Genomic DNA, 25,122 nt, shown 5'->3' with positions numbered 1-25,122 from the left:
ATCTTCCGCAGGCGCGTTTTGTTTTGCGGAAGGACGCCCCCGTCTCCCGAGCCGGGGACGCTCTTCTTTTGAGCCGGGGCCCGCGCCTCTCGGGTGCGGGCCCCGACTCCTGCTCTTTATGGGGCCCAGGAAGGAAATCCAGAGCCAGCATGACTCGACCCGAACGCGCCGCCCGTACCACTTCCGGCCGGCCCACCGGCGCCGCCGCCCGGCGTCCCCAGAAGAACGGCACCAGGGGCGCCGGCAAGGGCGGCCCGGTCCGCAAGGCCGTGGCGCCGCAGGAATTCTCGCTGCCCGAGAGCGTCACGCCCGCACTGCCCGCCGTCGAGTCCTTCGACGCGCTGGACATGCCGGCCGCGCTGACGAAGACCCTCGCGGCCCAGGGGGTGACCGAGCCGTTCCCGATCCAGGGCGCCACCCTGCCGAACACCCTCGCGGGACGTGACGTGCTCGGCCGCGGCCGCACCGGCTCGGGCAAGACGCTCGCGTTCGGACTCGCCCTGCTGGCCCGCACCGCCGGCCGCCGTGCCGAGCCGAAGGCCCCGCTCGCGCTGGTCCTGGTACCCACCCGGGAACTCGCCCAGCAGGTCTCCGACGCGCTCACCCCGTACGCCACCGCCGTCAACCTGCGGCTGACCGTCGCCGTGGGCGGCATGTCCATCGGCCGGCAGGCCGGATCGCTGCGCCGCGGCGCCGAGGTGCTGGTCGCCACCCCCGGCCGCCTCAAGGACCTCATCGAGCGGGGCGACTGCGCGCTCGACCGCGTCTCGATCACCGTCCTCGACGAGGCCGACCAGATGGCCGACATGGGCTTCATGCCGCAGGTCACGGCGCTGCTCAAGCAGGTCGAGCCGGACGGGCAGCGGATGCTGTTCTCGGCGACGCTGGACAAGAACATCGACCGCCTGGTCCGGATGTTCCTCACCGACCCGGTGGTGCACTCCGTCGACCCGTCGGCGGGCGCGGTGACGACGATGGAGCACCACGTGCTGCACGTCGCCGACGAGACCGACAAGAAGGCCGTGGCGATGCGGATCGCGGCCCGCGAGGGCCGGGTGATCCTCTTCGTGGACACCAAGCGCGGCGCCGACCGCTTCACCAAGCGTCTGCTGGCCAACGGCGTCCGCGCCTCCGCCCTGCACGGCGGACGCAGCCAGCCGCAGCGCAACCGCACGCTGGACCAGTTCAAGAACGGTGACGTCACCGCCCTCGTCGCGACCAACGTGGCGGCCCGCGGCATCCACGTCGACGACCTGGACCTCGTGGTCAACGTCGACCCGCCGTCCGACCACAAGGACTACCTGCACCGTGGCGGGCGCACCGCCCGCGCGGGGGAGTCCGGCAGCGTCGTGACCCTCGTACTGCCCGAGCAGAAGCGGGAGATGACGCGGCTGATGGCCGACGCCGGTATCAGCCCGCGCACGGCACGCGTCTCCTCCAGCGACGAGGAACTCGCCCGGCTCACCGGAGCGCGCGAGCCCTCCGGCGTCCCGGTCGTCATCGAGGTGCCCCAGCCCGTCGAGCAGCCGAAGCAGCGGCCCGGGTCGAGGCCGCGGTCCGCGGCCGGCACCGGCACGGGCCGCCGCACCGGCACCGCGAAGCGCACGAGCGGCAACGGCGCGGGTACCGGCGGCCGTAGCTCCGGCACGGGCGCCGGCGGCCGTACGAACGGCACCGCGGGCCGCACCGGATCCGCCGCCGGGGGCCGTACCGGCACGGGCACCGGGGGCCGCGGCGGCTCGGGGGCCGGTGGCCGTGGCGCCGCCGGGTCCGGAGCGGGCGCGGGCGGCACGCGTTCGGGCTCGGGTTCGGCCTCGGGAGGGCGTGGCCGCGGCCGTGCCCCGCAGCGCGGCGGCCAGGGCGGCGGAGGACGCAGCGCCGCCTAGGGTTTGTCGTTTGGATCAGGCCGGCTGTGACCGACGGTTCGTCCTGACCGACGCCAGACCCCGCGACGCCGGCCTGATCCAAACGACAGGTCCTAGGTCACCGTCCCCGTCCGGCCGGTCCTCGCGTTTCCGCGGAGACCGGCCGGACCGGGTTGCGGCCGTACGCGGCCGTAGGCGCCCGAACCCGGTACCGGGTTCGACCCCGCGTCGCCACTGACTAGACGTCACCCAGGAAGCCGGGGTCGACCGAGTCGAGTTCCTGGCAGAAGTGCCGTTGGACGCCGAGGAGTTCGGCGAGTGGGACCGCGCGGCGCCTGGTCGCGGCCAGGTCCCGCCGGGCCTCGGCCGACCACAGGAACGGCGTGAACGAGAGCGCCTGCGTCCCGTTCAGCGCGCCCGACTCGGCACGCCAGCCGGACCAGCGCAGGGTCTCGTAGAACTGCTCCGTGCCGCCGGTCAGCAGCCACGCCAGCCACGGGCCGTACCCGGCTTCGAGGGCCTCCCAGCGCAGCGAGTCCGGCGCGAAGTACACCATCTCCCCGGGGTCGCCGGGCCGGCCCGACGACCGGGGTTCGGCCCCGTTGAGGACGAAGACACCGCCCAGGACGTCATGGCCGACGACGAGCCCGCCGCCGCGGGGCCGCCACAGGGGATCGAAGCGCTCGGGGAAGCCGTTGACGTCGGCCAGTGACGGCACCCCGCGCAGTCCGGGCGGCCCGGTGAGCGGGCCGGGTCCAGGGCTGCCGTAGACGCGCAGCCACCCGCTGTCCAGCACCAGCCCACCGCAGTTGAGGACGAGCGCCCCGAGCCGGGACCCGGCGGTGATCTGCAACTGGAGCAGGGACGCGCGCGCCCCCTCCGGGTCCACGGGGAGCACGTCGACGTGCACCGCGCTCGCGTCCAGGTCCGCGCAGACGAGGGGCCAGGCGGGCTCCTCGACGTCGGTCAGCTCGATCAGGTCTCGCATGGGTCCACCCGGGGGTCTCGCGGGCCGCGGCCGCCGTGCTCAACGGGCCGTCGTGCGTTCCTCAGTAGGCCGTCGCACGTTCCCGCCGCACCGAGTACGCCACGAACCCGGCGCCGAGGCCGAGGAAGAGCGTGCCGCCGATGACGTAGGGGGTGGTGTCGATGCCGCCCGTGTCGGCGAGCCGGGTGCCGGCGTCCGCCGGCACCGCGGAGGTCCGCGTCACCTCCGCGGACGTCGAGGAAAGGGCCGCACCCGAGGACTCCGGCGAGTCCGACCAGGCCGACGGGTTCTCCGCACTCGATGAGGTCCGTGCCATGGACACCGAGCGCTGCGCCGGTTCGTCCTGGCTGGCGTTGGCGGACGGAACGAACCACAGGGCCCCCAGGAGGGTCCCGGCGGCGGTGGCGGTCAGCAACGAGCGACGTGCGGACACGGAATATCGATCCCCTTGTGGCGCTGGCGAATTGGCCGTGTGGGGCGATGCTAATGAAAGGCGCGGGTCGTGGGAAAGTCGCGCATCGTGCGGGTCGTACGCTCCCTCCCATGAGTACTCCTGAGACATCACGGTTTGTACGGCTTCGGGTCGAACTGGTGCTGGAGGTGGACGACACCGACGCCGTCACCAAGGCCGCGCTGCAGCGGATCGCCGGTGATCCCGGCCTGCCCGCCGACGAGCGGGCGCACGCCGAGAGCGCGGTGACGGAAGACACTGCCGAGGCCCTCGCGTACATCGTGGATCCGTTCGACCTGGTCAGCGAGGTGCCCGGGATCGAACTCGCCCAGGCGTCCTGGAGCAGCGAGCACATCGACTACGACCCCGATTCGCCGGATTGGGACCTGGACGAGGATGATGCAGCGCAGGACGAGGAGAACGGACTCGGCTGACGCGGCTTGGGAAAATCGTGACCCCGAGTGGCAACCGCCGTCCGGGGTTTCCTCGTCTCACCAGGCGCACTGACCACTTCCGCACCACGCCCGGTCCCGGTCCCGCAGTCGGCCCGGTCGATCCGACGTGGTGTGCCCCACACATCCGAGGGATGTGGAACGGGACGTACCGGTCGTAGCGTTGACAGTTCGACGGGGCCCTCGGGGTTTTCGGGTTTTCGGCAACGATGGAGAAGCGTGTGATGACGGACAGTAAGCGGCGCAAGGGTCTGATGGCCGCGTCCGCACTGCTCGGCGGGGTGCTGGTGCTCTCTGCGTGCAGCGGGGGCGACGACACGTCCGGCGCGTCGGACGGCGGTGACGGCACCTCGCAGGCCAAGGTCGACGAGGCAGCCGCCAAGAAGACGTCCGAGGCCCAGATCAAGATCACGCCCAAGGACGGCTCCGACAACGCCTCCATCAACACCGGCATCAAGGTCACCGTGAGCAAGGGCAAGCTCACCGACGTCACGCTGAAGACCGCCGACGGCACCGCCGTCGCCGGCCGGATATCCGCGGACAAGAAGAGCTGGGCCCCCACCGGCCAGCTCGAGCGCGCCACGAAGTACCGGATCACGGCCGAGGCGAAGGACTCCGCGGGCCGCGCCGCCCACGAGAACGCCTCCTTCACCACGGTCTCCCCGGCCAACAGCTTCATCGGCAACTTCTCGCCCGAGGACGGCGCCACCGTCGGCGTCGGCATGCCGGTCTCGATCAACTTCGACAAGGCGATCACCGACAAGGCCGCCGTGCAGAAGGGGATCACCGTCGCCTCCAGCAGCGGCCAGGAGGTCGTCGGCCACTGGTTCAGCCCGAACCGCCTGGACTTCCGCCCCGAGGAGTACTGGAAGGCCGGCTCCACCGTCACCCTCAAGCTGAACCTCGACGGTGTCGAGGGCGCGGACGGCGTGTACGGCGTGCAGCAGAAGACGGTCACCTTCAAGATCGGCCGCAACCAGGTCTCGGTCGTCGACGCCGAGACCAAGACCATGAAGGTCACCCGGGACGGCAAGACCGTCAAGACCATCCCGATCTCCGCGGGCGCCCCGGAGAACAAGACGTACGAAGGCCAGCTGGTGATCTCCGAGAAGTTCAAGGAGACCCGGATGGACGGCTCGACGGTCGGCTTCACCAAGGAGGACGGCAAGGGCGAGTACGACATCAAGGACGTGCCGCACGCCATGCGTCTGTCCGCCTCCGGCACCTTCATCCACGGCAACTACTGGGGTGCCAAGTCCATCTTCGGCTCGGTGAACACCAGTCACGGCTGCGTCGGCCTGTCGGACACCAAGGGCGCGAACGACCCGAACACGCCCGCGTCCTGGTTCTACGACAACTCGCTGATCGGTGACGTCGTCGTCGTCAAGAACACCGGCGACAAGACGATCTCCCCGGACAACGGTCTGAGCGACTGGAACATGGACTGGGCCGCCTGGCAGGCGGGTTCGGCGGCCTGACCGCCCCCTCGTACCGCTGACAGCGGCGGCTCCCCGACCACCGGGAGCCGCCGCTCTCGCGTTCCGCCGCCCTGCCGAGGCGCCTTCGCGGGCGGGAGGGGGCGGCCCCGGCCCAGGCCGGGACCCGCCCCACGGCGCACAGGGTTCCGGGGCGGAGCACAGGCCGTGGTGGCCGTACTTCACAGCCTTCTCATCGTTCTCTTATCCCGGCCTTATCCCCGCATCACGCTGCGTACCTAGCTTGCGGCCATGTTCTTCACCTACCTGAGGCGCGAACTGCGCCGCCGCAGAAAAGCGGCCCTCGTCGTCGCCTCCGGACTCGCCCTCGGCATCGCCCTCGTCATCGTGGTCAGCTCGGTCTCCTCGGGGATGGAGAAGGCACAGGGCAAGGTCCTCCAGTCGCTCTACGGGCTGGGCACGGACATGACGGTCACCAAGGCGGCGGCCGCCCAGGGCGACAGCGGCAGCGCTCGCCCCCGCTTCGACTTCGACGCCCGCTCCGACGACTCCGACGAGGAGCAGAGCAGCGACCGTGTCATGGTCCAGGGCTTCCAGACCCTTCCCGCCAAGACGGTCACCGAGGTCGAAGGACAGCAGGGCGTATCGGACGCCGTCGGCGGGCTGAGCCTCCAAGTCATCAAGGTCAGCGGCCAGTTCCGGCAGGGCCGGTTCCGGCAGGACCAGAACGGCGGCGGCCAGCAGGGCGGCCGGCCGGGAGCGCCGCCCTCGCCGCAGGGCCGGGTCGAAGGCGGCGGCGCCGAGTTCGACGTCAACAACTACTCCGTCTACGGCACCGACGTCACCAAGCCCGCCCTCGGTCCGCTGACCTCCTCGAAGATCACCAGCGGACGTACCTTCACAACCTCGGAGACCGATGCCGACGTCGTCGTGGCGGACACGTCGTACGCCAAGGAGAAGAAGCTCGCGCTCGGCGACACGGTCACCGTGAAGGGCGTGAAGTTCAAGGTCATCGGCATCGCGACGCCGGACAGCGGTGACGCGGCGGCCGACCTGTACATCCCGCTCAAGCGGGCGCAGACGCTCAGCGACTCCAAGGACAAGGTCACCACGATCTACGTCAAGGCGTCCGACTCGCAGCGGATCGACGCCGTCAAGAGCACCGTCCAGAAGAACGTCCCGGGTACGACGGTCACCACCTCCGCCGACCTCGCGGACACCGTCTCCGGTTCCCTGTCGACCGCGTCCGACCTCGCCTCGAACGTCGGCAAGTGGCTGTCCGTCGCGGTGCTCGTGGCGGCCTTCCTGGTCGCCGGACTGCTCACCTCCGCGGCGGTGTCCCGACGCGTCCGGGAGTTCGGCACCCTCAAGGCGCTCGGCTGGACGTCCGGCCGGGTGACCCGCCAGGTCGTCGGCGAGGCCGTCGTCAACGGACTGGTCGGCGGCGTCCTCGGCATCGCCCTCGGCCTCGCCGGCGCGTACGCCGTCACCGCGGTCAGCCCTACTCTGCAGGCGCAGCTGGGGAGTTCGGGCGGCCCCGGCGGTGGCCCGGGCGGCGGGGGCCCCGGTGGCGGCATGGGTGGTCCGGCCCGGCAGACCGCGTCCAAGGCCCTCGACGTCACGCTCACCGCGCCGGTCGGCCTCGGCACGATCACGGTCGCGGTCGGGCTCGCGGTCGCCGGCGGTCTGATCGCCGGCGCGTTCGGCGGCTGGCGCGCCTCCCGGCTGCGGCCCGCGGACGCCCTGCGCCGCGTCGAGTAGGCCGGCGCCGCACTCCGGCGCGCATCGCCCGCACCATCGCCCGCATCCATTCCAGGAGTTGGACCATGTACGAACTCAGAGGCGTCACCAAGCGCTATCAGCGGGGCAAGGAGACCGTCGACGCGCTCGCCGGTGTCGACCTCACCATCGCGGACGGCGACCGGCTCGTCATCCAGGGCCCCACCGGCGGCGGCAAGTCCACGCTGCTGCAGATGCTCGGCGGACTCGACCGGCCGACCTCGGGCAGCGTCGACCTCGACGGCACGGACCTGGCGAAGCTGTCCGAGGCCAGGCTCACCAGGGTGCGCAGCGAGAACATCGGCTTCGTCTTCCAGAGCTTCAACCTGATCCCGACGCTCACCGCCCAGGAGAACGTCGAGACCGCCCTCGTACCGATGAAGCCGAAGGCCGCGGAGCGGCGGCGGCGGGCGGCCGAGGCGCTGGAGTCGGTGGGCCTGGCCGAGCGTCTCGGGCACCTGCCCGCCGAACTGTCCGGCGGCCAGCAGCAGCGCGTCGCCATCGCCCGGGCGCTGGTGAAGCAGCCGAAGGTCCTGCTCGCCGACGAACCCACCGGCAACCTCGACGAATCCATGCGCGACGAGATCATGGACGTACTGGAGACCATGTGGAAGGAGCGCGGGCTCACTTTCATCATGGTCACGCACGATTCGGCGATCGCGAGGAAGGCGCCGCGGCTCGCGACGATCCGCAAGGGCCGGATCTCCGTCAAGGAGAACGCGGGCGCCTGAACGCACAGCCGACGGCACAACACCTAGATAAAGAAGAAGTTTTGAGCCAAAAACGGAAGCAAGTCATCAACTCTTCACCCGCGTCACACTATTGAGCAGCTGATCACCCCCCGGGCATACTGCATGTTCCGGGGGGTGTACGTGCACACGTGCGGGACTACCCCCGGCCGGGTGAATGGGGAATTCACCCGACCTCATCTCCAGGGGGAGACTTGCGCAGACAAGTGAAAAAAGCATGCGCGGCCACGGTCGCCACGGCGGCCGCGGTGGCACTGGCGGCGGGTATGACCAGCCCGGCGTCGGCGACCGGAGCCGAGACTGCGAGCAGCGCGGGCACGGCCCTGACGGCCAAGCACCGCGTCACACTGATCACCGGCGACCGCGTCGTAGTCGGCCCCAAGGGCCGCGTCGTCGGCTTCGAACACGCCAAGGGACGCGAGCACATACCCGTCCAGGTGCGCAAGGCCGACGGGCACACGCTCGTCGTGCCGGCCGACGCACAGCGTCTGATAGCCACCGGCAAACTCGACCAGCGGCTCTTCGACGTCACGGAGCTCAACAAGGCCGCGGGCCGCAAGGCCCAGAAGCAGGGCCTGAAGCTGATCGTCGGCTACCGGGGCGCCGCCGCCACCGCGAAGGCCGACGTCCGCGACGCGGGTGACACCAAGATCCGCCGGACCCTGAAGTCCCTGAACGCGGACGCCGTCCTCACGCCGAAGCAGGACGCGGGCCGGCTGTGGACCGCGGTCACCGACGACGGCTCCGCCGCCGCCGGCATCGCCCACGTCTGGCTGGACGGCGTCCGCAAGGCCAGCCTCGACAAGTCCGTGCCGCAGATCGGCGCCCCCAAGGCGTGGGCGGCCGGGTACGACGGCAAGGGCGTCAAGATCGCCGTCCTGGACACCGGTGTCGACGCGACCCACCCGGACCTCAAGGACCAGGTGCTGGAGTCCAAGAACTTCTCCGCCTCGCCCGACGCCACCGACCACTACGGCCACGGCACGCACGTCGCGTCGATCGCCGCGGGCACGGGCGCGAAGTCGAACGGCAAGTTCAAGGGCGTCGCGCCCGGCGCCAAGATCCTCAACGGCAAGGTGCTCAGCGACGAGGGCTACGGGGAGGACTCGGAGATCCTCGCCGGCATGGAGTGGGCCGCCGCGCAGGGCGCCGACGTCGTCAACCTCAGCCTGGGCGGCGGGGACACCCCCGAGATCGACCCGCTCGAGGCCGAGGTCAACAAGCTCTCGGATGAGAAGGGCATCCTCTTCGCCATCGCCGCGGGCAACGACGGCGACTTCGGCGAGCAGACCGTCGGCTCCCCGGGCAGCGCGGCCGCCGCGCTCACCGTCGGCGCCGTCGACGGCAGCGACAAGCTGGCCTCCTTCTCCAGCCGCGGTCCCGGCCTCGACGGCGCGATCAAGCCCGACGTCACCGCGCCCGGCGTGAACATCACGGCCGCCGCGGCCCCGGGCAGCGTCATCGACAAGGAGGTCGGCCAGAACCCGGCCGGCTACCTGAGCATCTCCGGTACGTCCATGGCCACCCCGCACGTCGCGGGCGCCGCCGCCATCCTGAAGCAGCAGCACCCGGGCTGGACGTACACCGAGCTCAAGGGCGCGCTGACCGGCTCCGCCAAGGGCGGCAAGTACACGCCGTTCCAGCAGGGTTCCGGCCGCATCCAGGTCGACAAGGCCATCAAGCAGTCCGTGATCGCCGAACCGGTGTCGGCGAGCTTCGGCCTCCAGCAGTGGCCGCACACCGACGACACCCCGGTGACCAGGCAGGTCACCTACCGCAACCTCGGCACGACCGACGTCACGCTGAACCTCTCGGTCGCCGGCACCAACCCCAAGGGCCAGGCGGCTCCGGCGGGCTTCTTCACCCTCGGCGCCAAGACGGTCACCGTCCCGGCGGGCGGCAAGGCCTCCGTCGGCCTCACCGCCAACACCAAGCTCGGCGGCACCACGGACGGCGCGTACTCCGCGTACGTCACCGCGACGGGCGGCGGCCAGAGTGTCCGCACGGCCGCCGCGGTGCAGCGCGAGGTGGAGTCGTACACCGTCACGCTCAAGCACGTCGACCGTGACGGCAGGCCGGCCGTGAACTACGGCACGGACCTGTCCGGCATCTCGGGCCTCGCCAAGGAGAAGTGGTACTCGCCGTACGACGCCTCCGGCACGGTCAAGGTGCGCGTCCCCAAGGGCGGCTACATCCTCAACACCGGTCTCTACGTGGACCGGGAGGACTTCACCAAGGGCGCCGACTGGATCGCCCAGCCCAAGCTGAACGTCGTCAAGGACACGACGATCACGCTGGACGCGCGGACGACGAAGCCGGTGGACATCACCGTCCCGGACGCCGCTGCCAAGCCGGCCTTCATGTCCCCGGACTTCACCGTGGACACGGGCGACGCCGGCTACTCGTACGGCTGGTGGCTCGACTCGTACGAGAACTTCCGCACCGCTCACCTCGGCCCCCAGATCACCGACGGTTCGCTGTCCCAGCAGTGGGACGCGCACTGGACCAAGGGTGACGACGAGGAGTACGACACCACCACCGCCGCCAAGGTGAAGCAGGTCGCCACCGGCTACACCAAGCACTACAAGGCGAGCGAACTGGCCTCGGTGAAGATCGGCCTCGGCGCCTCGTCGAGCGGCAAGACGGGCGCCGTCAGCGCGTTCGGCTGGCTGCCCGGCAGCTCAGGCGGCTCGGCCGTCTCCATCCCGCAGAGCCTCCCGGGCACCCGGACGCTGCACGTGTCCACCATCGGCGGGGTGAAGTGGAGTATCGACTTCGAGCAGTCCGCCGGGGTCGACGAGGACGGCTGGCCGATCGGTGAGGCGTACTACACGCTCGGCAACGGGCAGAGCTTCACCGGCGGAAAGAGCTACGAGAAGACGTTCAACACGGCCGTCTTCGGTCCGCGGATCGGCGGGTTCTACGGCCTGTTCCGCGAGGGCAACGACATCTACGGCTCCCTGCCGCTGTTCGCCGACGGCAAGACCCACGCGGGCTCGTCGACGTTCAGCTCGGTCGCCACGACCCTGTACCGCAACGGCACCAAGGTCGGTTCGAACGAGGACCCGCTCTTCGGTGACGGGCAGTTCAAGGTCCCTGCGGGCGAGGCCGAGTACAAGCTGACCACCTCGGTCAAGCGCAGTGTGAGGGTCGCCGCGGCCTCCACCCGGATCGACGCCAGCTGGACCTTCCGCTCCAAGAAGGTCGACGCCGCGAAGCTGCCCGCCTCGACGGTCCGCTTCAACGCCGCCACCGGCCTGGACAGCCGCGTCGAGGCCGACAAGAAGGTCTCGGTCCCCGTCACCGTCCAGGGATCGGCCGCGGGCAGCAACCTCAAGTCGCTGTACGTCTACGTGTCCTACGACTACGGCCAGACGTGGACCAGGCTGACCGTGACGCACGGCAAGATCAGCGTCAAGAACCCGGCGAAGGGCAAGGGCATCTCCTTCCACGCCAAGATCACCGACAAGCAGAACAACAAGTCGACGATCTCGATCTACAACGCGTACTACGGGAAGTGACCCGGTGCCGTCCGGCCTGATCCGCCGGACGGCCCAGGACCCGTGGTCCGCCGAGTGCTGACCGGTTCCGCTCAGCGCTGATATGCGCGACGGCCCGTCGGAAGCAGAGCTTCCGCGGGCCGTCCGTGTTTGTGTGGGGGCATGACCATATCGACCGTGGAGTACATCCGGTACCGGATCCCCGAGCACCAGTCGCCGGAGTTCCTGGCCGCCTACACCCGTGCCGCCGCCCAGCTCGCCGCGGCCCCGCAGTGCGTGGACTACGAGCTAGCCCGCTGCGAGGAGGACTTCGAGCACTTCGTCCTGCGCATCACCTGGACCTCGACCGAGGATCACCTGGAGGGGTTCAGGAAGTCGGAGCTGTTCACCGACTTCCTCGCCGAGATCCGCCCCTTCGTCGGCGACATCGAGGAGATGCGCCACTACAAGCCGACGACCGTGCGCGGCACCGGTGCGGCGGTGCCGACCCTCTACTCCTGGGCGGGCGGCGCCGAGGCGTTCGCCCGGCTCACCGAGGCCTTCTACGAGAAGGTCCTCAAGGACGAGGTCCTCGCCCCCGTCTTCGAGGGCCTGGCGCCCGAGCACGCCGCGCACGTCGCGCTCTGGCTCGGGGAGGTCTTCGGCGGGCCGCCCGCGTACTCCGAGAGCCAGGGCGGCCACGGCCACATGGTCGCCAAGCACCTCGGCAAGGGGATCACGGAGCCCCAGCGCCGCCGCTGGGTGAACCTCCTCCAGGACGCGGCCGACGACGCCGGCCTGCCCACCGACGCCGAGTTCCGCTCCGCGTTCGTCGCCTATGCCGAGTGGGGCACCCGCCTCGCCGTCCACTTCTCGGCCCCGGACGTGGCCCCTCCGGCGGACCAGCCGGTCCCCAGGTGGACGTGGGGGGCTGCGCCGCCGTATCAGGGCTAGGAGGTTTGTACGGCGCCCCCGCCCGGCGGAACACGTTCAGCCCGCCGGGCGTGGGGGCGGGGGACGCCGGGCGCGCCGACGTGTGCGTCGGGGGCGGTGCCGACTTGCCCGGGTGTGGGATTCTGCCTTGTCGGGCGTGTGGGGTGGCGGCGCTGCCGTCTTGCCCGGGCAGGGAGATTCCAGCCCGTCCGGCGTTCGAGGACGAGGCCGTCCGGGCCGAAGCGGGGGTCCGGGGGCGGCAGCCCCCTGGGCGGTTCCTGCACAGGCGCCGGGCTGCAGGGGCCGGCGTCCCATGCACCGGGGCCAGGCAGCGCACGGAGGTCAGGCTGCCGGGCGGCGGCCCGCGCACCGGCGTCGAGGCGCCCGTACACCGGGGTCAAGGTACCCGGGGTGAGGAGATCACGGCGGGGTCACCGACCCCGCACGCGTCGCATCCCTACCCCACGCCGCCAGCAACCGCAACGCCTCCGCGGACGCGGACCCCGGCTCGGCGTGATACGTGATCATCGCCTGCTCGGCGTCGTCCGGGAGCCGGAACGTCTCGAAGGACAGGTCCAGCGCACCGACCAGCGGATGCCGCAGCCGCTTCACCCCGTGGCTCTTCTCCCTGACGTCGTGCGTCGCCCAGAGCCGCCGGAACTCCTCGCTCTTCACGGAGAGCTCGCCCACCAGGGCGGACAGCCGGGGGTCGTCGGGATGGCAGCCCGCGTCCATGCGCAGGAAGCTGACGATGTCGCTCGCCTTCTGCTCCCAGTCCACGTACAGGTCGCGGTACTCGGGCTTCAGGAACACCATGCGCGCCCAGTTCCGCTCCTGCGGCGGCAGCTCCGCCCAGTCGCCGAAGACAGCCGCGGCCATCCGGTTCCAGACGAGGATGTCCGAGCGCCGTCCCGTGATGTACGCGGGAACGCCGTCCAGCGTGTCCAGGAGCTGCCGCAGTGCGCCCCGCACCTGCTGCGGCCGGGCGGTCTGCTTCTTCTTGTGCTGTTTGGGCCTGGCGAGGTGCGTCAGGTGCGCGTGCTCGGCGTCGGTCAGGCGCAGGGCGCGGGCGATCGCGTCCAGGACCTCCGAGGACACGTTCCGCCCGTTGCCCTGCTCGAGGCGGGTGTAGTACGCCACGGACACCCCGGCGAGCTGCGCCAGCTCCTCCCGGCGCAGTCCCGGCACCCGGCGGTGCCGCCCGAAGTCCGGCAGCCCCACGTCCTCCGGCTTCAGCCGGGCCCGGCGGGTGCGCAGGAACTCGCTGAGCTCGGCACGCCGGTCCAGCGACCGCCCGGTGTCCCCGGCGGGCTGAGGGGAGGCCTGATCGTCCATGCGTCCAGTATTCACGGTCGTACGCCCAGGAGCCTGACCCCGTCAGTAGTAGGACCACTGAACGTAGGCAAAGCCGTGACCTGGGTGAATGTCGCACCGAGGGGCACTCTGGGAGACGTGCCCGGTCAGCAGGCGACCGGGTGCGACGAACCTCCTGAGGAGAAACCCCGGCATGACCACTGTTGCTGCGTACGCCGCCCCCGCCGCCAAGGCTCCCCTGGAGCGCACCACCATCGAGCGGCGTCCGGTCGGTGAGTCCGACGTCCTCATCGAGATCAAGTTCGCGGGCATCTGCCACTCGGACATCCACCAGGCCCGTGAGGGCTGGGGCGAGGCCGTCTTCCCGATGGTGCCGGGCCACGAGATCGCCGGCATCGTCACCGAGGTCGGCTCCGGTGTCACCAGGTTCGCCGTCGGTGACCGGGTGGGCGTCGGCTGCATGGTCGACTCCTGCCGCGAGTGCGACAACTGCAAGGCGGGCCTGGAGCAGTACTGCTCGAAGGGCATGACCGGCACGTACAACGCCGTCGGCAAGGACGGCGAGCCCACCTACGGCGGCTACTCCACCCACATCGTCGTCGACGAGAACTACACCGTCCGCATCCCCGAGGGCCTGGCCCTGGACGAGGCCGCGCCGCTGCTGTGCGCCGGCATCACCACGTACTCCCCGCTGAAGCACTGGAACGCGGGCCCCGGCAAGAAGGTCGCCGTCGTCGGCATGGGCGGGCTCGGCCACATGGGCGTCAAGATCGCGCACGCGCTCGGCGCGGAGGTCACGGTGCTCTCGCAGTCGCTCCGCAAGAAGGACGACGGGCTGAAGCTGGGCGCCGACCACTACTACGCGACCAGCGACCCGAAGACCTTCGAGGAACTGCGCGGCACGTTCGACCTGATTCTCTCCACGGTCTCGGCCCCGCTCGACCTGGACCGCTACCTGTCGCTCCTGCGGACGGACGGCGCCTTCGTGAACGTGGGCGCGCCCGAGGAGCCCGTCGCGCTCAACCTGTTCTCCGTCATCGGCGGCCGGAAGACCCTCGCGGGCTCCGGCATCGGCGGCATCCAGGAGACCCAGGAGATGCTCGACTTCTGCGCCGAGCACGGCTTCGGCGCCGAGATCGAACTGATCAGCGCCGCCGAGATCAACGAGGCGTACGAGCGGGTCCTCGCCAGCGACGTCCGCTACCGCTTCGTGATCGACACGGCCACGATCTGATCCCGACCCGGGGCTCGACTCCCAGACTCCCGGGGGCGCCGCCGGACCACGTGTCCGTGCGGCGCCCCTCGGCGGTCTCGGGCCGCCGCACGACTTGCCGTGAGGACAAGGACTCAGGAGACGACCAGGCCGGGAATGAAGGCGGCGATCCCTGACAGGAAGCTGCCGATCGCGGCCAGGGTGACGAGGGCGGCCTTGGCGTCCGAGAAGAGGCCGGAGCGGAACCCCCCCCGCCCCTCGCTGTCGCGCCGACCTCGCGTGGGTTCCCCAACGGAGCCGCGGCGGGAGTCCCGGCGGGAAAGCGGCCCCCGGCCCCCGCGTCACTGCGTCAGCGTCGCCGGGCTGCCGCCGTTCGCCTCGTAGCCCGCGACGGCCAGCGCGCGGTAGACCGCGTAGTCCGCGGCCGGGTCGGACGTCAGGGTCCAGGGGAGGGCGCCGATGTGTCCGTCGATGTGGACCAGCTGGTTCATCGCCTCGGACCAGCGCTCGCCCCGGACCAGGAAGAAGACCAGGAGATGGCGGACGTGGGCCAGCATCGGGTCGTCCGGACGGGCCGCGTGCACCGCGAAGAGCGCGCCGTGCACCGCCTTCGTCACGACCTCGCTCTGGTAGAAGCCCCTGACCAGATTCACCTCGGGCAGGTGCTCGAAGACCGCGAAGAGGGGCATGGCGGCCAGCAGGGACCCCTGCGGGGCACGGGCGGCGGCCGCCTCCGCGAAGGAGTACGCCGTCTCGCGCGAGCCGTGCCACTTCTCGCACCAGTAGTGCAGCGCCGCCAGATGCGCGCCCATGTGGGCCGGCGCCCGGTCCAGGATCTTCAGCCACAGCTTCTCGAACTCGGCCCGCTCGTAGGCCAGTCCGCGCGCCACGGACAGCTCGATGATGTACGGGACCGGGTCGCCCGGCGCCAGCAGCGCCGCGTCGGCACACGCCTCGCGGGCCTCCTCCATGATGATCCGGAACTCGTCCGTGCCCGGCGTCGAGGTCCGCCACGCCTGCTGCACGAGGAACTCCGCGTGCACCGCCGCGCCGCCCGCGTCCTTGGGCGCCTCGGCCCGCCACACCCGCAGCCACTGCCCGCCCGGCGTGTCACTGACCCCGCCGGGGCGCTGCTGGAGCTCCAGCGAGGCCGCGCCCGCGAAGGCCTGCACCCGCTGCCAGCGGAGCTCACCGGCCGTCTCCGTGCCCGCGAGGAGCTGCGCGGCCGCCCGGTGGTCCCGGGTGCGCTGCACCAGGTCCAGCACGTCGACCAGGTCGCCGTCCGGGCCGGGCATGCGGACGTCCAGCTCCTCCTGGCGTACGAAGCCGTAGTCCGCCGGGTCCGCGGCGTCCGGGTCGCCGGGGGCGACCTGCTGAATGCCGGCCCGCCTGCGCATGAAGAACGGCCCGAGGACCATCCCCATCATGAGCAGCGCCATCAGGACCCAGAGAATCTCCATGCCTCAAGCGAACCAGAAGGGTCCGACAATTGGCCAACCCGGTCGCCCCGGACCCCCACCGCGGCTCCCCGACGTCCCGTACGGCGCGGAACGATCACGCTCCGGGCGGACGTGTGCCCTCATCGGCCCGCGGGCGCACTACGCTCGGTTCCCATGAGCGACAGGCACATCAGTCAGCACTTCGAGACCCTGGCGATCCACGCGGGCAACACCGCCGATCCCCTCACCGGCGCGGTCGTCCCGCCGATCTACCAGGTCTCGACCTACAAGCAGGACGGCGTCGGCGGGCTGCGCGGCGGATACGAGTACAGCCGCAGCGCCAACCCGACGAGGACCGCCCTCGAAGAGAACCTCGCGGCCCTGGAGGGCGGCCGCCGGGGCCTTGCGTTCGCGTCCGGACTGGCTGCCGAGGACTGCCTGCTGCGTACGCTGCTCAGCCCCGGCGATCACGTGGTGATCCCGAACGACGCCTACGGCGGCACGTTCCGGCTCTTCGCGAAGGTCGTCTCCCGGTGGGGTGTGGAGTGGTCGGTCGCCGACACCAGCGACCCCACGGCCGTGCGGGCCGCGCTCACCCCGAAGACCAAGGCGGTCTGGGTGGAGACGCCGTCCAACCCCCTCCTCAACATCACCGACATCGCGGCTCTCGCCCAGGTCGCCCGGGAGGCGGGCGCCCGGCTCGTCGTGGACAACACCTTCGCGACCCCCTACCTCCAGCAGCCGCTCGCGCTCGGCGCGGACGTCGTCGTGCACTCGCTGACCAAGTACATGGGCGGCCACTCGGACGTCGTCGGCGGCGCCCTGGTCACCGCCGACGAGGCACTGGGCGAGGAGCTGGCGTACCACCAGAACGCGATGGGCGCGGTGGCCGGGCCCTTCGACTCCTGGCTGGTGCTGCGTGGCACCAAGACGCTGTCCGTGCGCATGGACCGGCACAGCGAGAACGCCGGCAAGGTCGCCGAGATGCTGACGCGGCACGCGCGCGTGACGAGTGTGCTGTACCCGGGTCTGCCGGAGCACCCCGGTCACGAGGTCGCCGCCAAGCAGATGCGGGCGTTCGGCGGCATGATCTCGTTCCGGGTCGACGGCGGCGAGGAGGCGGCCGTCGAGGTCTGCAACCGCGCCAGGGTGTTCACGCTCGGGGAGTCCCTGGGCGGTGTCGAGTCCCTGATCGAGCACCCGGGGCGGATGACGCACGCCTCCACGGCCGGCTCGCTCCTGGAGGTGCCCGCCGACCTGGTCCGCCTGTCCGTGGGCATCGAGAACGCCGACGACCTGCTCCAGGACCTCCAGCAGGCCCTCGGCTAGGCCGCGCTCACCAGCCGGTGAGGGGTGGGGTCGTGTCCGACGGCGGCTCCACCCAGGGCCGGGCGGTCGACGCCCAGACCACGAAGGCGACGGCCGCCGCGAGCAGCAGCAGCCACAGCAGCCGACGGGCGGCGGTGCGGCGCCGCAGCATCCGTCCGCCGCGCCGGACGACGTCCGGGTACAGGCCGGGCGGCACCGGGGGCGGTGTCTGCTCCAGCAGCCGCCGTACGGCCGCCTCCCGCTCGGGCAGGTTCACGACGGCGCCACCTCTGCCAGGGCCGGTGCCGGTCCGCGCGGCGGATGCAGCAGGGTCGCCGTCGCGCGGGCGCAGATCGCCCGGACACGCTCGGCGGGCAGGCCGAGCAGGGCGGCCGTCTGCTCCTCGGCGACACCCTCGTACAGCCGCAGGACCAGGATCAGCCGCTCCTGCGGCGACAGGCGCGCGAGCACGCTCCCGGGATCGGGCCGGGCCCGGCCGAGAGCGCCGTACCGGTGCCAGGCCCCGCGCGCGAAGCGGACGGCCAGCTCCTGGCGGGCGCGGTCGTACGGGTCCTCGCCGCGCAGCCGGTCCCAGCGGGCGTACGTGAGGGCCAGGGCCTGGGTCAGCAGGCGCCGCGCGCGGGGGTTGGCCTCCGGGGGCTCCGCGGTGAGCAGGGTGGCGGCATGCAGCAGCCGCCCCGCCGCGCCCGCGACGAACGCCTCGAACTCCCGGGCGCGGCGGGCGTCACGGAACGCCCGCCGTTCTCGCACCGCGCCTCCCGCCTGATGGGGGTGAACCGGAGGGGTCTGTGGGACCTGTGAGGGGACCGGTGGTCCCGGCCGCGTACGGGATGCCAGACCGTGTACGGCGGGGCCCGCTCTCATATGAGGCCAGGTCCGGCCCCGGGGTCAAGGGTCCGGCACACATGCGCACACGCGCGCGTACGGGTACGGGTACGCGGGCGCGTGCGGCAGAGGAGACGGACAAGCGTGCAGGCGAAGAGACGGACGCGCGTGCGGGCGAGGAGGCGGGCGTCCCGTGCGGGCGGCGAGGCGGCGGGATCGGCTCCCGGGCGCTGAGGACGGTCCGCGGCCGGTCGGCGTGCGGAAACGGACGGTACGCGGCGGGAGGGCCGGGGCAAGAGGCGGGCGGGGTGATCACGCCGCCGGTCGGGCAGCGGTCTCCGCCGTCCGGTCGCCGGTCAGGAACCCGGCTGCGGCTCCGCCACCGGGCCGCCCTGCGCCGCCTGGCGGGCGGACAGCGCGCCGTTGAAGCGCGTGAGGAGCGTGCAGAACGCGTCGCGCTCCTCCGGCGCCCAGTCGTGTGTCAGCTCGGCCATCAACTGACGTCTCGACGAGCGGACTTCCTCCAGGCGGGACCCTCCGCGCGGGGAGAGCTGGAGCACCACGGCGCGCCCGTCCTCGGGGTGCGAGGTGCGCTTGACGAGCCCGGTGTCGACGAGCGGCGCCACCTGCCGGGTGACCGTCGAGGAGTCGATCCCCATGCTCGCGGCGAGCGCCTTGACGCCCATCGGGCCTTCCTTGTCGAGGCGGTTGAGCAGCAGGTACGCGGCCCGGTCCATCGAGTTGCGCACCTGCCCCACGCCGCCGAGCCGGGTCTGTTCGGCACGGCGGGCGAACACCGCGACCTCGTGCTGCAGCGTGTCGAGGAGACCGGTGTCACCGACGGTCGTCATGTCCATCGACATTTCAGGTGTTGTGGGCATGGCCGGGGGCTCAATTCATGCGTGGGGTCCTGGGCTGGGGGACAGGGTACGCGGCCGGGACGCGGGTCGTACCGGCGCTGCGCAATCCAGTCTCGCCCGGTGGTCACACGAGGAGCGGCACGCTGTGAACTGCGAGACTGGCGGTCATGAGCTACAGCACGGCTGACTCCTTGCCGACGGTGACCCTGGACGACGTACGCGGGGCGCAGAAGATGCTCTCCGGCGTGTCGCGGGTGACCGCCATGGAGGGCAGCAGGCACCTGTCCCAGCTGGTCGGCGCGCCGGTGCACCTCAAGTGCGAGAACCTCCAGCGGACGGGCTCCTTCAAGCTGCGCGGCGCGTACGTGCGGATCGCGGGCCTGCTCCCCGAGGAGCGCGCCGCCGGGGTCGTCGCCGCGAGCGCGGGCAACCACGCGCAGGGCGTCGCCCTCGCCTCCTCGCTGCTCGGCGTGCGCTCGACGGTGTTCATGCCCTCCGGCGCCCCGCTGCCGAAGGTCGCGGCCACGCGCGAGTACGGCGCGGAGGTGCGGCTGCACGGGCAGGTCGTCGACGAGACGCTGGCCGCCGCCCAGGAGTACGCGGCCGAGACGGGCGCCGTGTTCATCCACCCCTTCGACCACCCCGACATCATCGCCGGGCAGGGCACGGTCGGCCTGGAGATCCTGGAGCAGTGCCCCGAGGTCCGCACGATCGTCGTGGGCATGGGCGGCGGCGGGCTGATCGCCGGGATCGCGACCGCGGTGAAGGCGCTGCGGCCCGACGTACGGATCGTGGGGGTGCAGGCGGCGGGGGCCGCGGCGTACCCGCCCTCACTTGCGGCCGGGCGGCCGACGGTGATCGCGAACCCGGTGACGATGGCCGACGGCATCAGGGTCGGGCGGCCGGGCGACGTGCCGTTCCGGATCGTGCACGACCTGGTGGACGACGTGCGCACGGTCTCGGAGAACCATCTGTCCAGCGCGCTGCTGCTGTGCCTGGAGCGGGCCAAGCTGGTCGTCGAGCCGGCCGGCGCCAGCCCGGTGGCGGCGCTGCTGAGTGAGCCGGGCACCTTCGAGGGCCCGGTCGTCGCGGTGCTCTCCGGTGGCAATGTGGACCCGCTGCTGATCCAGCGCATCCTGCGTCACGGCATGGCCGCCGCGGGCCGCTATCTTGCTGTCACGCTGCGGCTGACCGACCGGCCGGGCGCCCTGGCGACGCTCCTCGGGGTGTTGTCGGTGGCCGACGCCAACGTCCTCGACGTGAGCCACGTACGGACCGACCCGCGGCTCGGACTCACGGAGGTGGAGGTCGAGCTGCACCTGGAGACGAAGGGGCCCGAGCACTGCGCCGAGGTCAACAGGGCGCTGCGCACGGCGGGTTACACGGTCATCGACTGAGGCCGGCACCCGTCGGAACCGGGCCGGAAAAATCTGTTGTGAGACGCGATACATCGCGATATGGTGTGTTCCTCGCCACACCTGTGACCGTACGTCGCGACGTTTTTCGCCCAGGAGGGTGACCTCGCGTCCGTCGAGCGGCGCACACCACGCAAACCTAGGATCTTTCCGTAGGAATTCTCCAACCGTTTTGGGAGACCTCACATGCCAGGCGCCATCTATGCCGAAGGCCTGGTGAAGACCTTCGGCAACGTCAAGGCTCTGGACGGCGTCGATCTCGATGTCCCGGAGGGCACCGTGCTGGGCCTGCTCGGGCCGAACGGCGCGGGCAAGACCACCACCGTCCGCTGTCTGACGACCCTGCTGCGGCCCGACAGCGGCAGGGCACTCGTCGCGGGCATCGACGTGCTCAAGCATCCCGACGCGGTGCGCCGCTCGGTCGGCCTGTCCGGACAGTTCGCCGCGGTCGACGAGTACCTGACCGGCCGGGAGAACCTCCAGATGGTCGGCCAGCTGTACCAGATGCGGGCGAAGCCCGCGAAGGCGCGGGCGGCCGAGCTGCTGGAGCAGTTCCGCCTCGCGGACGCCGCCGACCGCCCCGCCAAGACGTACTCGGGCGGTATGCGCCGCCGGCTCGACCTGGCCGCGGCCCTGGTCGTCTCGCCGCCGGTGATGTTCATGGACGAGCCGACGACCGGCCTCGACCCGCGCAACCGCCAGCAGCTGTGGGAGGTCATCAAGCAGCTGGTCTCCGGGGGTACGACGCTGCTGCTCACCACCCAGTACCTGGAGGAGGCCGACCACCTCGCGCACGACATCTGCGTCGTCGACCAGGGCCGCGTCATCGCCCGCGGCACCTCCGACGAGCTCAAGGCGCAGACCGGCGGCGAGCGGGTCGAGGTCGTGGTGCACGACCGCGAGCACATCGCGACCGCCTCCGAGGTGCTGCGCGGCTTCGGCAAGGGCGAGACCGCGGTCGAGGAGCACACCCGCAAGCTCACCGTCCCGGTGTCCGGCGGTGCCAAGCTCCTCGCCGAGGTCATCCGCGAGCTGGACGCCCGGGGCATCGAGATCGACGACATCGGTCTGCGCCGCCCCACCCTGGACGACGTGTTCATCTCACTCACCGGCCATCTCGCCGAGGAGCGGGCGGAGGACGCCGCGCCCGCCGGAGCCGTCAAGAGCCGCAAGCACCCCGAGGAGACCGCCAAGTGAGCGCCGCCACCGACGCCGTGCAGCCCACGGCTCCCAGCAACGCCCTGACCCGGTCCGTGCGGGACTCCCTCGTCATCGCCAGACGCAACCTGATCAGGATGTCCCGCATCCCGGAAATGGTGATCTTCGGGCTCATCCAGCCCGTCATGTTCGTGGTGCTCTTCTCCTACGTGTTCGGCGGTTCCATGCGGATCGGCGGCAGCACCAGCGCCGTCGACTACCGCAACTTCCTGATGGCCGGCATCTTCGCCCAGACGGTCACCTTCGCCACCGCGGGCGCCGGAGCGGGCATCGCGGACGACATGCACAAGGGACTCATCGACCGGTTCCGCTCGCTGCCGATGGCCCGCGGAGCCGTGCTCACCGGGCGTACGCTCGCCGACCTCGTCCAGACCGCGCTCACCCTGCTCGTCCTCGCCGCCGTCGCCCTGCTGGTCGGCTGGCGGGTGGGTTCCGACGGCGACACGAACGCGGCCAGGGTGCTCGGCGCCTTCGCACTGCTGCTGCTCTCCGGGTACGCGTTCACCTGGATCGGCGCCCTCATCGGCCTCTCCGTGCGGACGCCCGAGGCGGCCACCTCCGGCGGCCTGATCTGGCTCTTCCCGGTCACGTTCATCTCGAACGCGTTCGTGGACTCCTCGAACATGACGCCCTGGCTGCGGCACATCGCGGAGTGGAACCCGTTCAGCGCCACCGTCCAGGCCTGCCGGGTGCTCTTCGCCAACCCCGGCCAGTCGCAGTCCGACGCCTGGCCGATGCAGCACCCCGTCCTCGCCTCGGTGATCTACTCCGTCCTGATCATCCTGATCTTCCGCACATTGGCGGTCCGCAAGTACCGGTCCGCCACCGCCTGACCCCGGCGTGACGCACGCATGACGAAGCCCCCGGCGACGGACGCCGGGGGCTTCGTCGAGACCGTGGTCGCCGGGCTCAGCCCTGGTACGGGTGGGCCTTCAGGATCTTCACCGAGGCCCGCTTGCCGTTCGGCAGCTCGTACTCGGCCTGGTCGCCGACCTTCTTGCCGTTCACGCCGGAGCCCAGCGGGGACTGCGGCGAGTACGTCTCGATGTCGGTGCTCGCGTACTCGCGGGAAGCGAGCAGGAACGTCAGGGTGTCGTCCTCGTCACCGTCGAAGGCGATGGTCACGACCATGCCGGGCGCGACCGCACCGTCCGCCGCGGGAGCCTCGCCGACCTTGGCGTTCTCCAGGAGCTGGGTCAGCTGGCGCACTCGGAGCTCCTGCTTGCCCTGCTCCTCCTTCGCCGCGTGGTACCCGCCGTTCTCGCGCAGGTCCCCCTCCTCGCGCGCTGCCGCGATCTTGGCGGCGATCTCCGTGCGCGCGGGACCAGACAGGTACTCCAGCTCGGCCTTGAGCTGGTTGTACGCCTCCTGGGTCAGCCAGGTGACGTTCTCGCTTGTCTGGGTCACAGGTGCTCCTCGTAGGTACTGGGAATACAAAGCATCGCCCTACCCAGAAGAATGTTCCTTCTCGGGTGGGCGAAACCACGAGCCTAACAATTCAACGGCTGAAGGGGGAGGACATATGGCATCAGAATAACGTCGGCGCAGGTCACTGCGGAAACGCCCCGTGCGGGGCGAGCCGTGTCGCCCGAGCGCGCCGGGCAGGACCCGGCTCAGCCGGCGTGACAGCCCAGCAGCTGGGCCGTGGTGCCGCGGGCCGTCGTCCGCAGCGTGACGACCTTGTCGATGCGCGAGGAGTGCCCGCCGAAGCGGAAGTCCGCACGGCCCACCTCGGCACCGTCCGCACTCTGCGAACGCAGCGTGCAGTAACCGCTCGCGTCCGCGTCCTTGCGCACTTCCAGATGCACCTCGACCGCCTCGTCCGAGACGGCACTGAAGGTGATCACCTCGGCGCTGATCCTGCTGCCGCCCACGTAGTAGTACGCGAACCAGCCGACGAGGGCGAGCAGGGCCACGCCCAGCACGGAGCCGATGACCTTGAGCCTGCGGTCGGCGCGCTCGTCCGCGGAGCGGCCGTACCGGCCCTCGGGCAGCCGCGTGCTAGCCGTACTCATGGTCGTCCTCTCGCAGGGGGCCGGAGCGGAAGTCCCGGCAGGGGCTCCCGGGGCCGGGCCCCGGAATTTTTCGCCCCCCTGTTCCGTCACTATAGAAGCCGCCCACCACGCCGATCCACGCCGGGCGCCGACCGACGACTTGACCAGGCGACAGCCGACTGACTGAGGATTGAGTCTTGACTGACCAGCTGCGACTGATGGCCGTGCACGCCCACCCCGACGACGAGTCGAGCAAGGGCGCGGCCACCATGGCGAAGTACGTGTCCGAAGGGGTGGACGTACTGGTCGTGACCTGCACGGGCGGGGAGCGGGGCTCCATCCTCAACCCCAAGCTCCAGGGGGACAAGTACATCGAGGAGCACATCCACGAGGTACGCAAGAAGGAGATGGACGAGGCCCGCGAGATCCTCGGCATCGAGCAGGAGTGGCTCGGCTTCGTCGACTCCGGCCTGCCCGAGGGCGACCCGCTGCCCCCGCTCCCCGAGGGCTGCTTCGCGCTGGAGGACGTCGACAAGGCCGCCGGCGAGCTGGTGAAGCAGATCCGCTCGTTCCGTCCGCAGGTGATCACCACGTACGACGAGAACGGCGGGTACCCGCACCCCGACCACATCATGACCCACACGATCTCGATGGTGGCGTTCGAGGGCGCGGCCGACACCGAGAAGTACCCGGAGTCGGAGTTCGGCCCGGCGTACCAGCCGCAGAAGCTCTACTACAACCAGGGCTTCAACCGCCCGCGCACCGAGGCGCTGCACCAGGCCATGCTGGACCGCGGCCTGGAGTCGCCGTACGGGGACTGGCTGAAGCGCTGGTCGGAGTTCGAGCGCGTCGAGCGCACGCTGACCACGCACATCCCCTGCGCGGAGTTCTTCGAGATCCGGGACAAGGCACTGATCGCGCACGCCACGCAGATCGACCCCGACGGCGGCTGGTTCAAGGTCCCCATGGAGCTCCAGAAGGCGGTCTGGCCGACCGAGGAGTACGAGCTGGCCAAGTCCCTCGTCGATACGTCCCTCCCCGAGGACGACCTCTTTGCGGGCATCCGCGACAATGCCTGACATGAGCGCAAGCGCAAGCCTGGCAATGACGAACCTCGTCTCCCTCGCCAAGGAGGTCGACGAGAACAAGGTCACCCCCGGCGTCCTCGGCTTCATCGTGTTCGCGGTGATGGCCCTGGCCGTCTGGGGCCTGATGAAGTCGATGAACCGCCAATTGCGGAAGGTCGACTTCGAGGACCCGGAGACGGCGGAGACCCCCGCCGGCCAGGCGCCCCCCGGCGCCTCCGCCGCCGGGCCCCGGCAGGGCTGAGACCACCCGCCGCCCGTCGGCCCGTCCGCACCCTCCGTCCCCCTCCGGCGCGGG

23 protein-coding genes are annotated in these 25,122 nt (G+C 71.1%); 14 read left to right on the top strand and 9 right to left on the bottom strand.

Annotation, left to right across the window (positions count from 1 at the left end):
* The first annotated feature begins 149 nt into the window (after window positions 1-149).
* Window positions 150-1,886 carry a DEAD/DEAH box helicase gene (locus AC0ZLC_RS15765; RefSeq protein ID WP_476752569.1) on the top strand — a complete coding sequence of 579 codons (1,737 nt, stop codon included), beginning with the start codon at window positions 150-152 and terminating at the stop codon, window positions 1,884-1,886.
* Window positions 1,887-2,103: 217 nt separating this feature from the next.
* On the opposite strand, the gene AC0ZLC_RS15760 is transcribed toward AC0ZLC_RS15765, so the two are convergent.
* Window positions 2,104-2,853 carry a DUF2625 family protein gene (locus AC0ZLC_RS15760; RefSeq protein ID WP_476752568.1) on the bottom strand — a complete coding sequence of 250 codons (750 nt, stop codon included), beginning with the start codon at window positions 2,851-2,853 and terminating at the stop codon, window positions 2,104-2,106.
* A gap of 61 nt (window positions 2,854-2,914) precedes the next feature.
* Complete coding sequence (locus AC0ZLC_RS15755; RefSeq protein WP_476752597.1) at window positions 2,915-3,268, bottom strand: LPXTG cell wall anchor domain-containing protein; 354 nt, start codon at window positions 3,266-3,268, stop codon at window positions 2,915-2,917.
* A gap of 128 nt (window positions 3,269-3,396) precedes the next feature.
* Here AC0ZLC_RS15755 and AC0ZLC_RS15750 point away from each other — a divergent pair, with 128 nt between their 5' ends.
* From AC0ZLC_RS15750 to AC0ZLC_RS15725, 6 genes are all read left to right on the top strand, one after another.
* Window positions 3,397-3,738, top strand: coding sequence for a hypothetical protein (locus AC0ZLC_RS15750; protein WP_476752567.1), 342 nt, complete (start codon window positions 3,397-3,399; stop codon window positions 3,736-3,738).
* Window positions 3,739-3,965: 227 nt separating this feature from the next.
* On the top strand, window positions 3,966-5,234 hold the full coding sequence (locus tag AC0ZLC_RS15745; protein WP_476752566.1) for a L,D-transpeptidase: 1,269 nt from the start codon (window positions 3,966-3,968) through the stop codon (window positions 5,232-5,234).
* Between the two features lie 249 nt (window positions 5,235-5,483).
* Window positions 5,484-6,953, top strand: coding sequence for an ABC transporter permease (locus tag AC0ZLC_RS15740; protein ID WP_476752565.1), 1,470 nt, complete (start codon window positions 5,484-5,486; stop codon window positions 6,951-6,953).
* Window positions 6,954-7,018: 65 nt separating this feature from the next.
* Window positions 7,019-7,702, top strand: a complete 684-nt coding sequence (locus tag AC0ZLC_RS15735; RefSeq protein WP_476752564.1) for an ABC transporter ATP-binding protein — start codon at window positions 7,019-7,021, stop codon at window positions 7,700-7,702.
* 224 nt (window positions 7,703-7,926) lie between these two features.
* Window positions 7,927-11,241 carry a S8 family peptidase gene (locus tag AC0ZLC_RS15730; protein ID WP_476752563.1) on the top strand — a complete coding sequence of 1,105 codons (3,315 nt, stop codon included), beginning with the start codon at window positions 7,927-7,929 and terminating at the stop codon, window positions 11,239-11,241.
* Window positions 11,242-11,382: 141 nt separating this feature from the next.
* On the top strand, window positions 11,383-12,153 hold the full coding sequence (locus AC0ZLC_RS15725; RefSeq protein ID WP_476752562.1) for a globin domain-containing protein: 771 nt from the start codon (window positions 11,383-11,385) through the stop codon (window positions 12,151-12,153).
* Between the two features lie 399 nt (window positions 12,154-12,552).
* Here AC0ZLC_RS15725 and AC0ZLC_RS15720 read toward each other — a convergent pair whose 3' ends face one another.
* Window positions 12,553-13,467 (bottom strand): helix-turn-helix domain-containing protein, encoded by a 915-nt coding sequence (locus AC0ZLC_RS15720; protein WP_476752561.1) that lies wholly within the window; start codon window positions 13,465-13,467, stop codon window positions 12,553-12,555.
* A 172-nt stretch (window positions 13,468-13,639) separates the two neighbouring features.
* On the opposite strand from AC0ZLC_RS15720, the gene AC0ZLC_RS15715 reads away from it, so the two are divergent.
* Window positions 13,640-14,680 (top strand): NAD(P)-dependent alcohol dehydrogenase, encoded by a 1,041-nt coding sequence (locus tag AC0ZLC_RS15715; RefSeq protein ID WP_476752560.1) that lies wholly within the window; start codon window positions 13,640-13,642, stop codon window positions 14,678-14,680.
* Window positions 14,681-15,000: 320 nt separating this feature from the next.
* On the opposite strand, the gene AC0ZLC_RS15710 is transcribed toward AC0ZLC_RS15715, so the two are convergent.
* Entirely contained in the window at window positions 15,001-16,119 is a 1,119-nt protein-coding gene (locus AC0ZLC_RS15710; RefSeq protein ID WP_476752559.1) for a hypothetical protein, read from the bottom strand.
* Window positions 16,120-16,272: 153 nt separating this feature from the next.
* Here AC0ZLC_RS15710 and AC0ZLC_RS15705 point away from each other — a divergent pair, with 153 nt between their 5' ends.
* Entirely contained in the window at window positions 16,273-17,427 is a 1,155-nt protein-coding gene (locus AC0ZLC_RS15705; protein WP_476752558.1) for a cystathionine gamma-synthase, read from the top strand.
* A 7-nt stretch (window positions 17,428-17,434) separates the two neighbouring features.
* On the opposite strand, the gene AC0ZLC_RS15700 is transcribed toward AC0ZLC_RS15705, so the two are convergent.
* The 3 genes from AC0ZLC_RS15700 to AC0ZLC_RS15690 all read right to left on the bottom strand — a co-directional run bounded on the left by AC0ZLC_RS15700 (window position 17,435) and on the right by AC0ZLC_RS15690 (window position 19,115).
* Entirely contained in the window at window positions 17,435-17,683 is a 249-nt protein-coding gene (locus tag AC0ZLC_RS15700) for a hypothetical protein (protein WP_476752557.1), read from the bottom strand.
* Window positions 17,680-18,177, bottom strand: coding sequence for a sigma factor-like helix-turn-helix DNA-binding protein (locus tag AC0ZLC_RS15695; protein WP_476752556.1), 498 nt, complete (start codon window positions 18,175-18,177; stop codon window positions 17,680-17,682). The genes AC0ZLC_RS15700 and AC0ZLC_RS15695 overlap by 4 nt, the downstream gene beginning before the upstream one ends.
* Before the next feature lie 431 nt (window positions 18,178-18,608).
* On the bottom strand, window positions 18,609-19,115 hold the full coding sequence (locus AC0ZLC_RS15690; RefSeq protein ID WP_476752555.1) for a MarR family winged helix-turn-helix transcriptional regulator: 507 nt from the start codon (window positions 19,113-19,115) through the stop codon (window positions 18,609-18,611).
* A 164-nt stretch (window positions 19,116-19,279) separates the two neighbouring features.
* On the opposite strand from AC0ZLC_RS15690, the gene ilvA reads away from it, so the two are divergent.
* The 3 genes from ilvA to AC0ZLC_RS15675 all read left to right on the top strand — a co-directional run bounded on the left by ilvA (window position 19,280) and on the right by AC0ZLC_RS15675 (window position 22,578).
* Window positions 19,280-20,509, top strand: coding sequence for a threonine ammonia-lyase (ilvA, locus tag AC0ZLC_RS15685; protein WP_476752554.1), 1,230 nt, complete (start codon window positions 19,280-19,282; stop codon window positions 20,507-20,509).
* Between the two features lie 204 nt (window positions 20,510-20,713).
* A complete protein-coding gene (locus AC0ZLC_RS15680; protein ID WP_476752553.1) occupies window positions 20,714-21,724 on the top strand; it encodes an ATP-binding cassette domain-containing protein in 1,011 nt (336 codons plus the stop codon).
* Window positions 21,721-22,578: an ABC transporter permease gene (locus AC0ZLC_RS15675; RefSeq protein ID WP_476752552.1), complete on the top strand. Its 858-nt coding sequence runs from the start codon at window positions 21,721-21,723 to the stop codon at window positions 22,576-22,578. Before AC0ZLC_RS15680 ends, AC0ZLC_RS15675 begins: the two co-directional genes overlap by 4 nt.
* A gap of 76 nt (window positions 22,579-22,654) precedes the next feature.
* Here AC0ZLC_RS15675 and greA read toward each other — a convergent pair whose 3' ends face one another.
* Entirely contained in the window at window positions 22,655-23,152 is a 498-nt protein-coding gene (gene greA / locus AC0ZLC_RS15670; protein ID WP_476752551.1) for a transcription elongation factor GreA, read from the bottom strand.
* A 206-nt stretch (window positions 23,153-23,358) separates the two neighbouring features.
* The gene (locus AC0ZLC_RS15665; protein ID WP_476752550.1) at window positions 23,359-23,760 is read right to left on the bottom strand and encodes a DUF4307 domain-containing protein; all 402 of its coding nucleotides are present in this window, start codon (window positions 23,758-23,760) and stop codon (window positions 23,359-23,361) included.
* Between the two features lie 176 nt (window positions 23,761-23,936).
* On the opposite strand from AC0ZLC_RS15665, the gene mca reads away from it, so the two are divergent.
* Both mca and AC0ZLC_RS15655 read left to right on the top strand, forming a co-directional pair.
* A complete protein-coding gene (gene mca / locus AC0ZLC_RS15660) occupies window positions 23,937-24,818 on the top strand; it encodes a mycothiol conjugate amidase Mca (protein ID WP_476752549.1) in 882 nt (293 codons plus the stop codon).
* Window positions 24,811-25,068 (top strand): hypothetical protein, encoded by a 258-nt coding sequence (locus tag AC0ZLC_RS15655; RefSeq protein WP_476752548.1) that lies wholly within the window; start codon window positions 24,811-24,813, stop codon window positions 25,066-25,068. Before mca ends, AC0ZLC_RS15655 begins: the two co-directional genes overlap by 8 nt.
* The last annotated feature ends 54 nt before the right edge of the window (window positions 25,069-25,122 follow it).

Source organism: Streptomyces sp. GLSS-08, assembly GCF_056387915.1.
This window is presented reverse-complemented; position numbering and strand designations above follow the sequence as displayed.

What these genes read in the sequence shown, in the direction of transcription:
- AC0ZLC_RS15745 (WP_476752566.1), top strand. Translation starts at nt 3,966, where the DNA reads ATGGAGAAGCGTGTGATGACGGACAGTAAGCGGCGCAAGGGTCTGATG.
- AC0ZLC_RS15720 (WP_476752561.1), bottom strand. Translation starts at nt 13,467, where the DNA reads ATGGACGATCAGGCCTCCCCTCAGCCCGCCGGGGACACCGGGCGGTCG.
- AC0ZLC_RS15760 (WP_476752568.1), bottom strand. Translation starts at nt 2,853, where the DNA reads ATGCGAGACCTGATCGAGCTGACCGACGTCGAGGAGCCCGCCTGGCCC.
- ilvA (WP_476752554.1), top strand. Translation starts at nt 19,280, where the DNA reads ATGAGCTACAGCACGGCTGACTCCTTGCCGACGGTGACCCTGGACGAC.
- AC0ZLC_RS15715 (WP_476752560.1), top strand. Translation starts at nt 13,640, where the DNA reads ATGACCACTGTTGCTGCGTACGCCGCCCCCGCCGCCAAGGCTCCCCTG.
- AC0ZLC_RS15680 (WP_476752553.1), top strand. Translation starts at nt 20,714, where the DNA reads ATGCCAGGCGCCATCTATGCCGAAGGCCTGGTGAAGACCTTCGGCAAC.
- AC0ZLC_RS15690 (WP_476752555.1), bottom strand. Translation starts at nt 19,115, where the DNA reads ATGTCGATGGACATGACGACCGTCGGTGACACCGGTCTCCTCGACACG.
- AC0ZLC_RS15665 (WP_476752550.1), bottom strand. Translation starts at nt 23,760, where the DNA reads ATGAGTACGGCTAGCACGCGGCTGCCCGAGGGCCGGTACGGCCGCTCC.
- AC0ZLC_RS15765 (WP_476752569.1), top strand. Translation starts at nt 150, where the DNA reads ATGACTCGACCCGAACGCGCCGCCCGTACCACTTCCGGCCGGCCCACC.
- AC0ZLC_RS15655 (WP_476752548.1), top strand. Translation starts at nt 24,811, where the DNA reads ATGCCTGACATGAGCGCAAGCGCAAGCCTGGCAATGACGAACCTCGTC.
- AC0ZLC_RS15725 (WP_476752562.1), top strand. Translation starts at nt 11,383, where the DNA reads ATGACCATATCGACCGTGGAGTACATCCGGTACCGGATCCCCGAGCAC.
- AC0ZLC_RS15740 (WP_476752565.1), top strand. Translation starts at nt 5,484, where the DNA reads ATGTTCTTCACCTACCTGAGGCGCGAACTGCGCCGCCGCAGAAAAGCG.
- AC0ZLC_RS15710 (WP_476752559.1), bottom strand. Translation starts at nt 16,119, where the DNA reads ATGGAGATTCTCTGGGTCCTGATGGCGCTGCTCATGATGGGGATGGTC.
- AC0ZLC_RS15735 (WP_476752564.1), top strand. Translation starts at nt 7,019, where the DNA reads ATGTACGAACTCAGAGGCGTCACCAAGCGCTATCAGCGGGGCAAGGAG.
- AC0ZLC_RS15705 (WP_476752558.1), top strand. Translation starts at nt 16,273, where the DNA reads ATGAGCGACAGGCACATCAGTCAGCACTTCGAGACCCTGGCGATCCAC.
- AC0ZLC_RS15750 (WP_476752567.1), top strand. Translation starts at nt 3,397, where the DNA reads ATGAGTACTCCTGAGACATCACGGTTTGTACGGCTTCGGGTCGAACTG.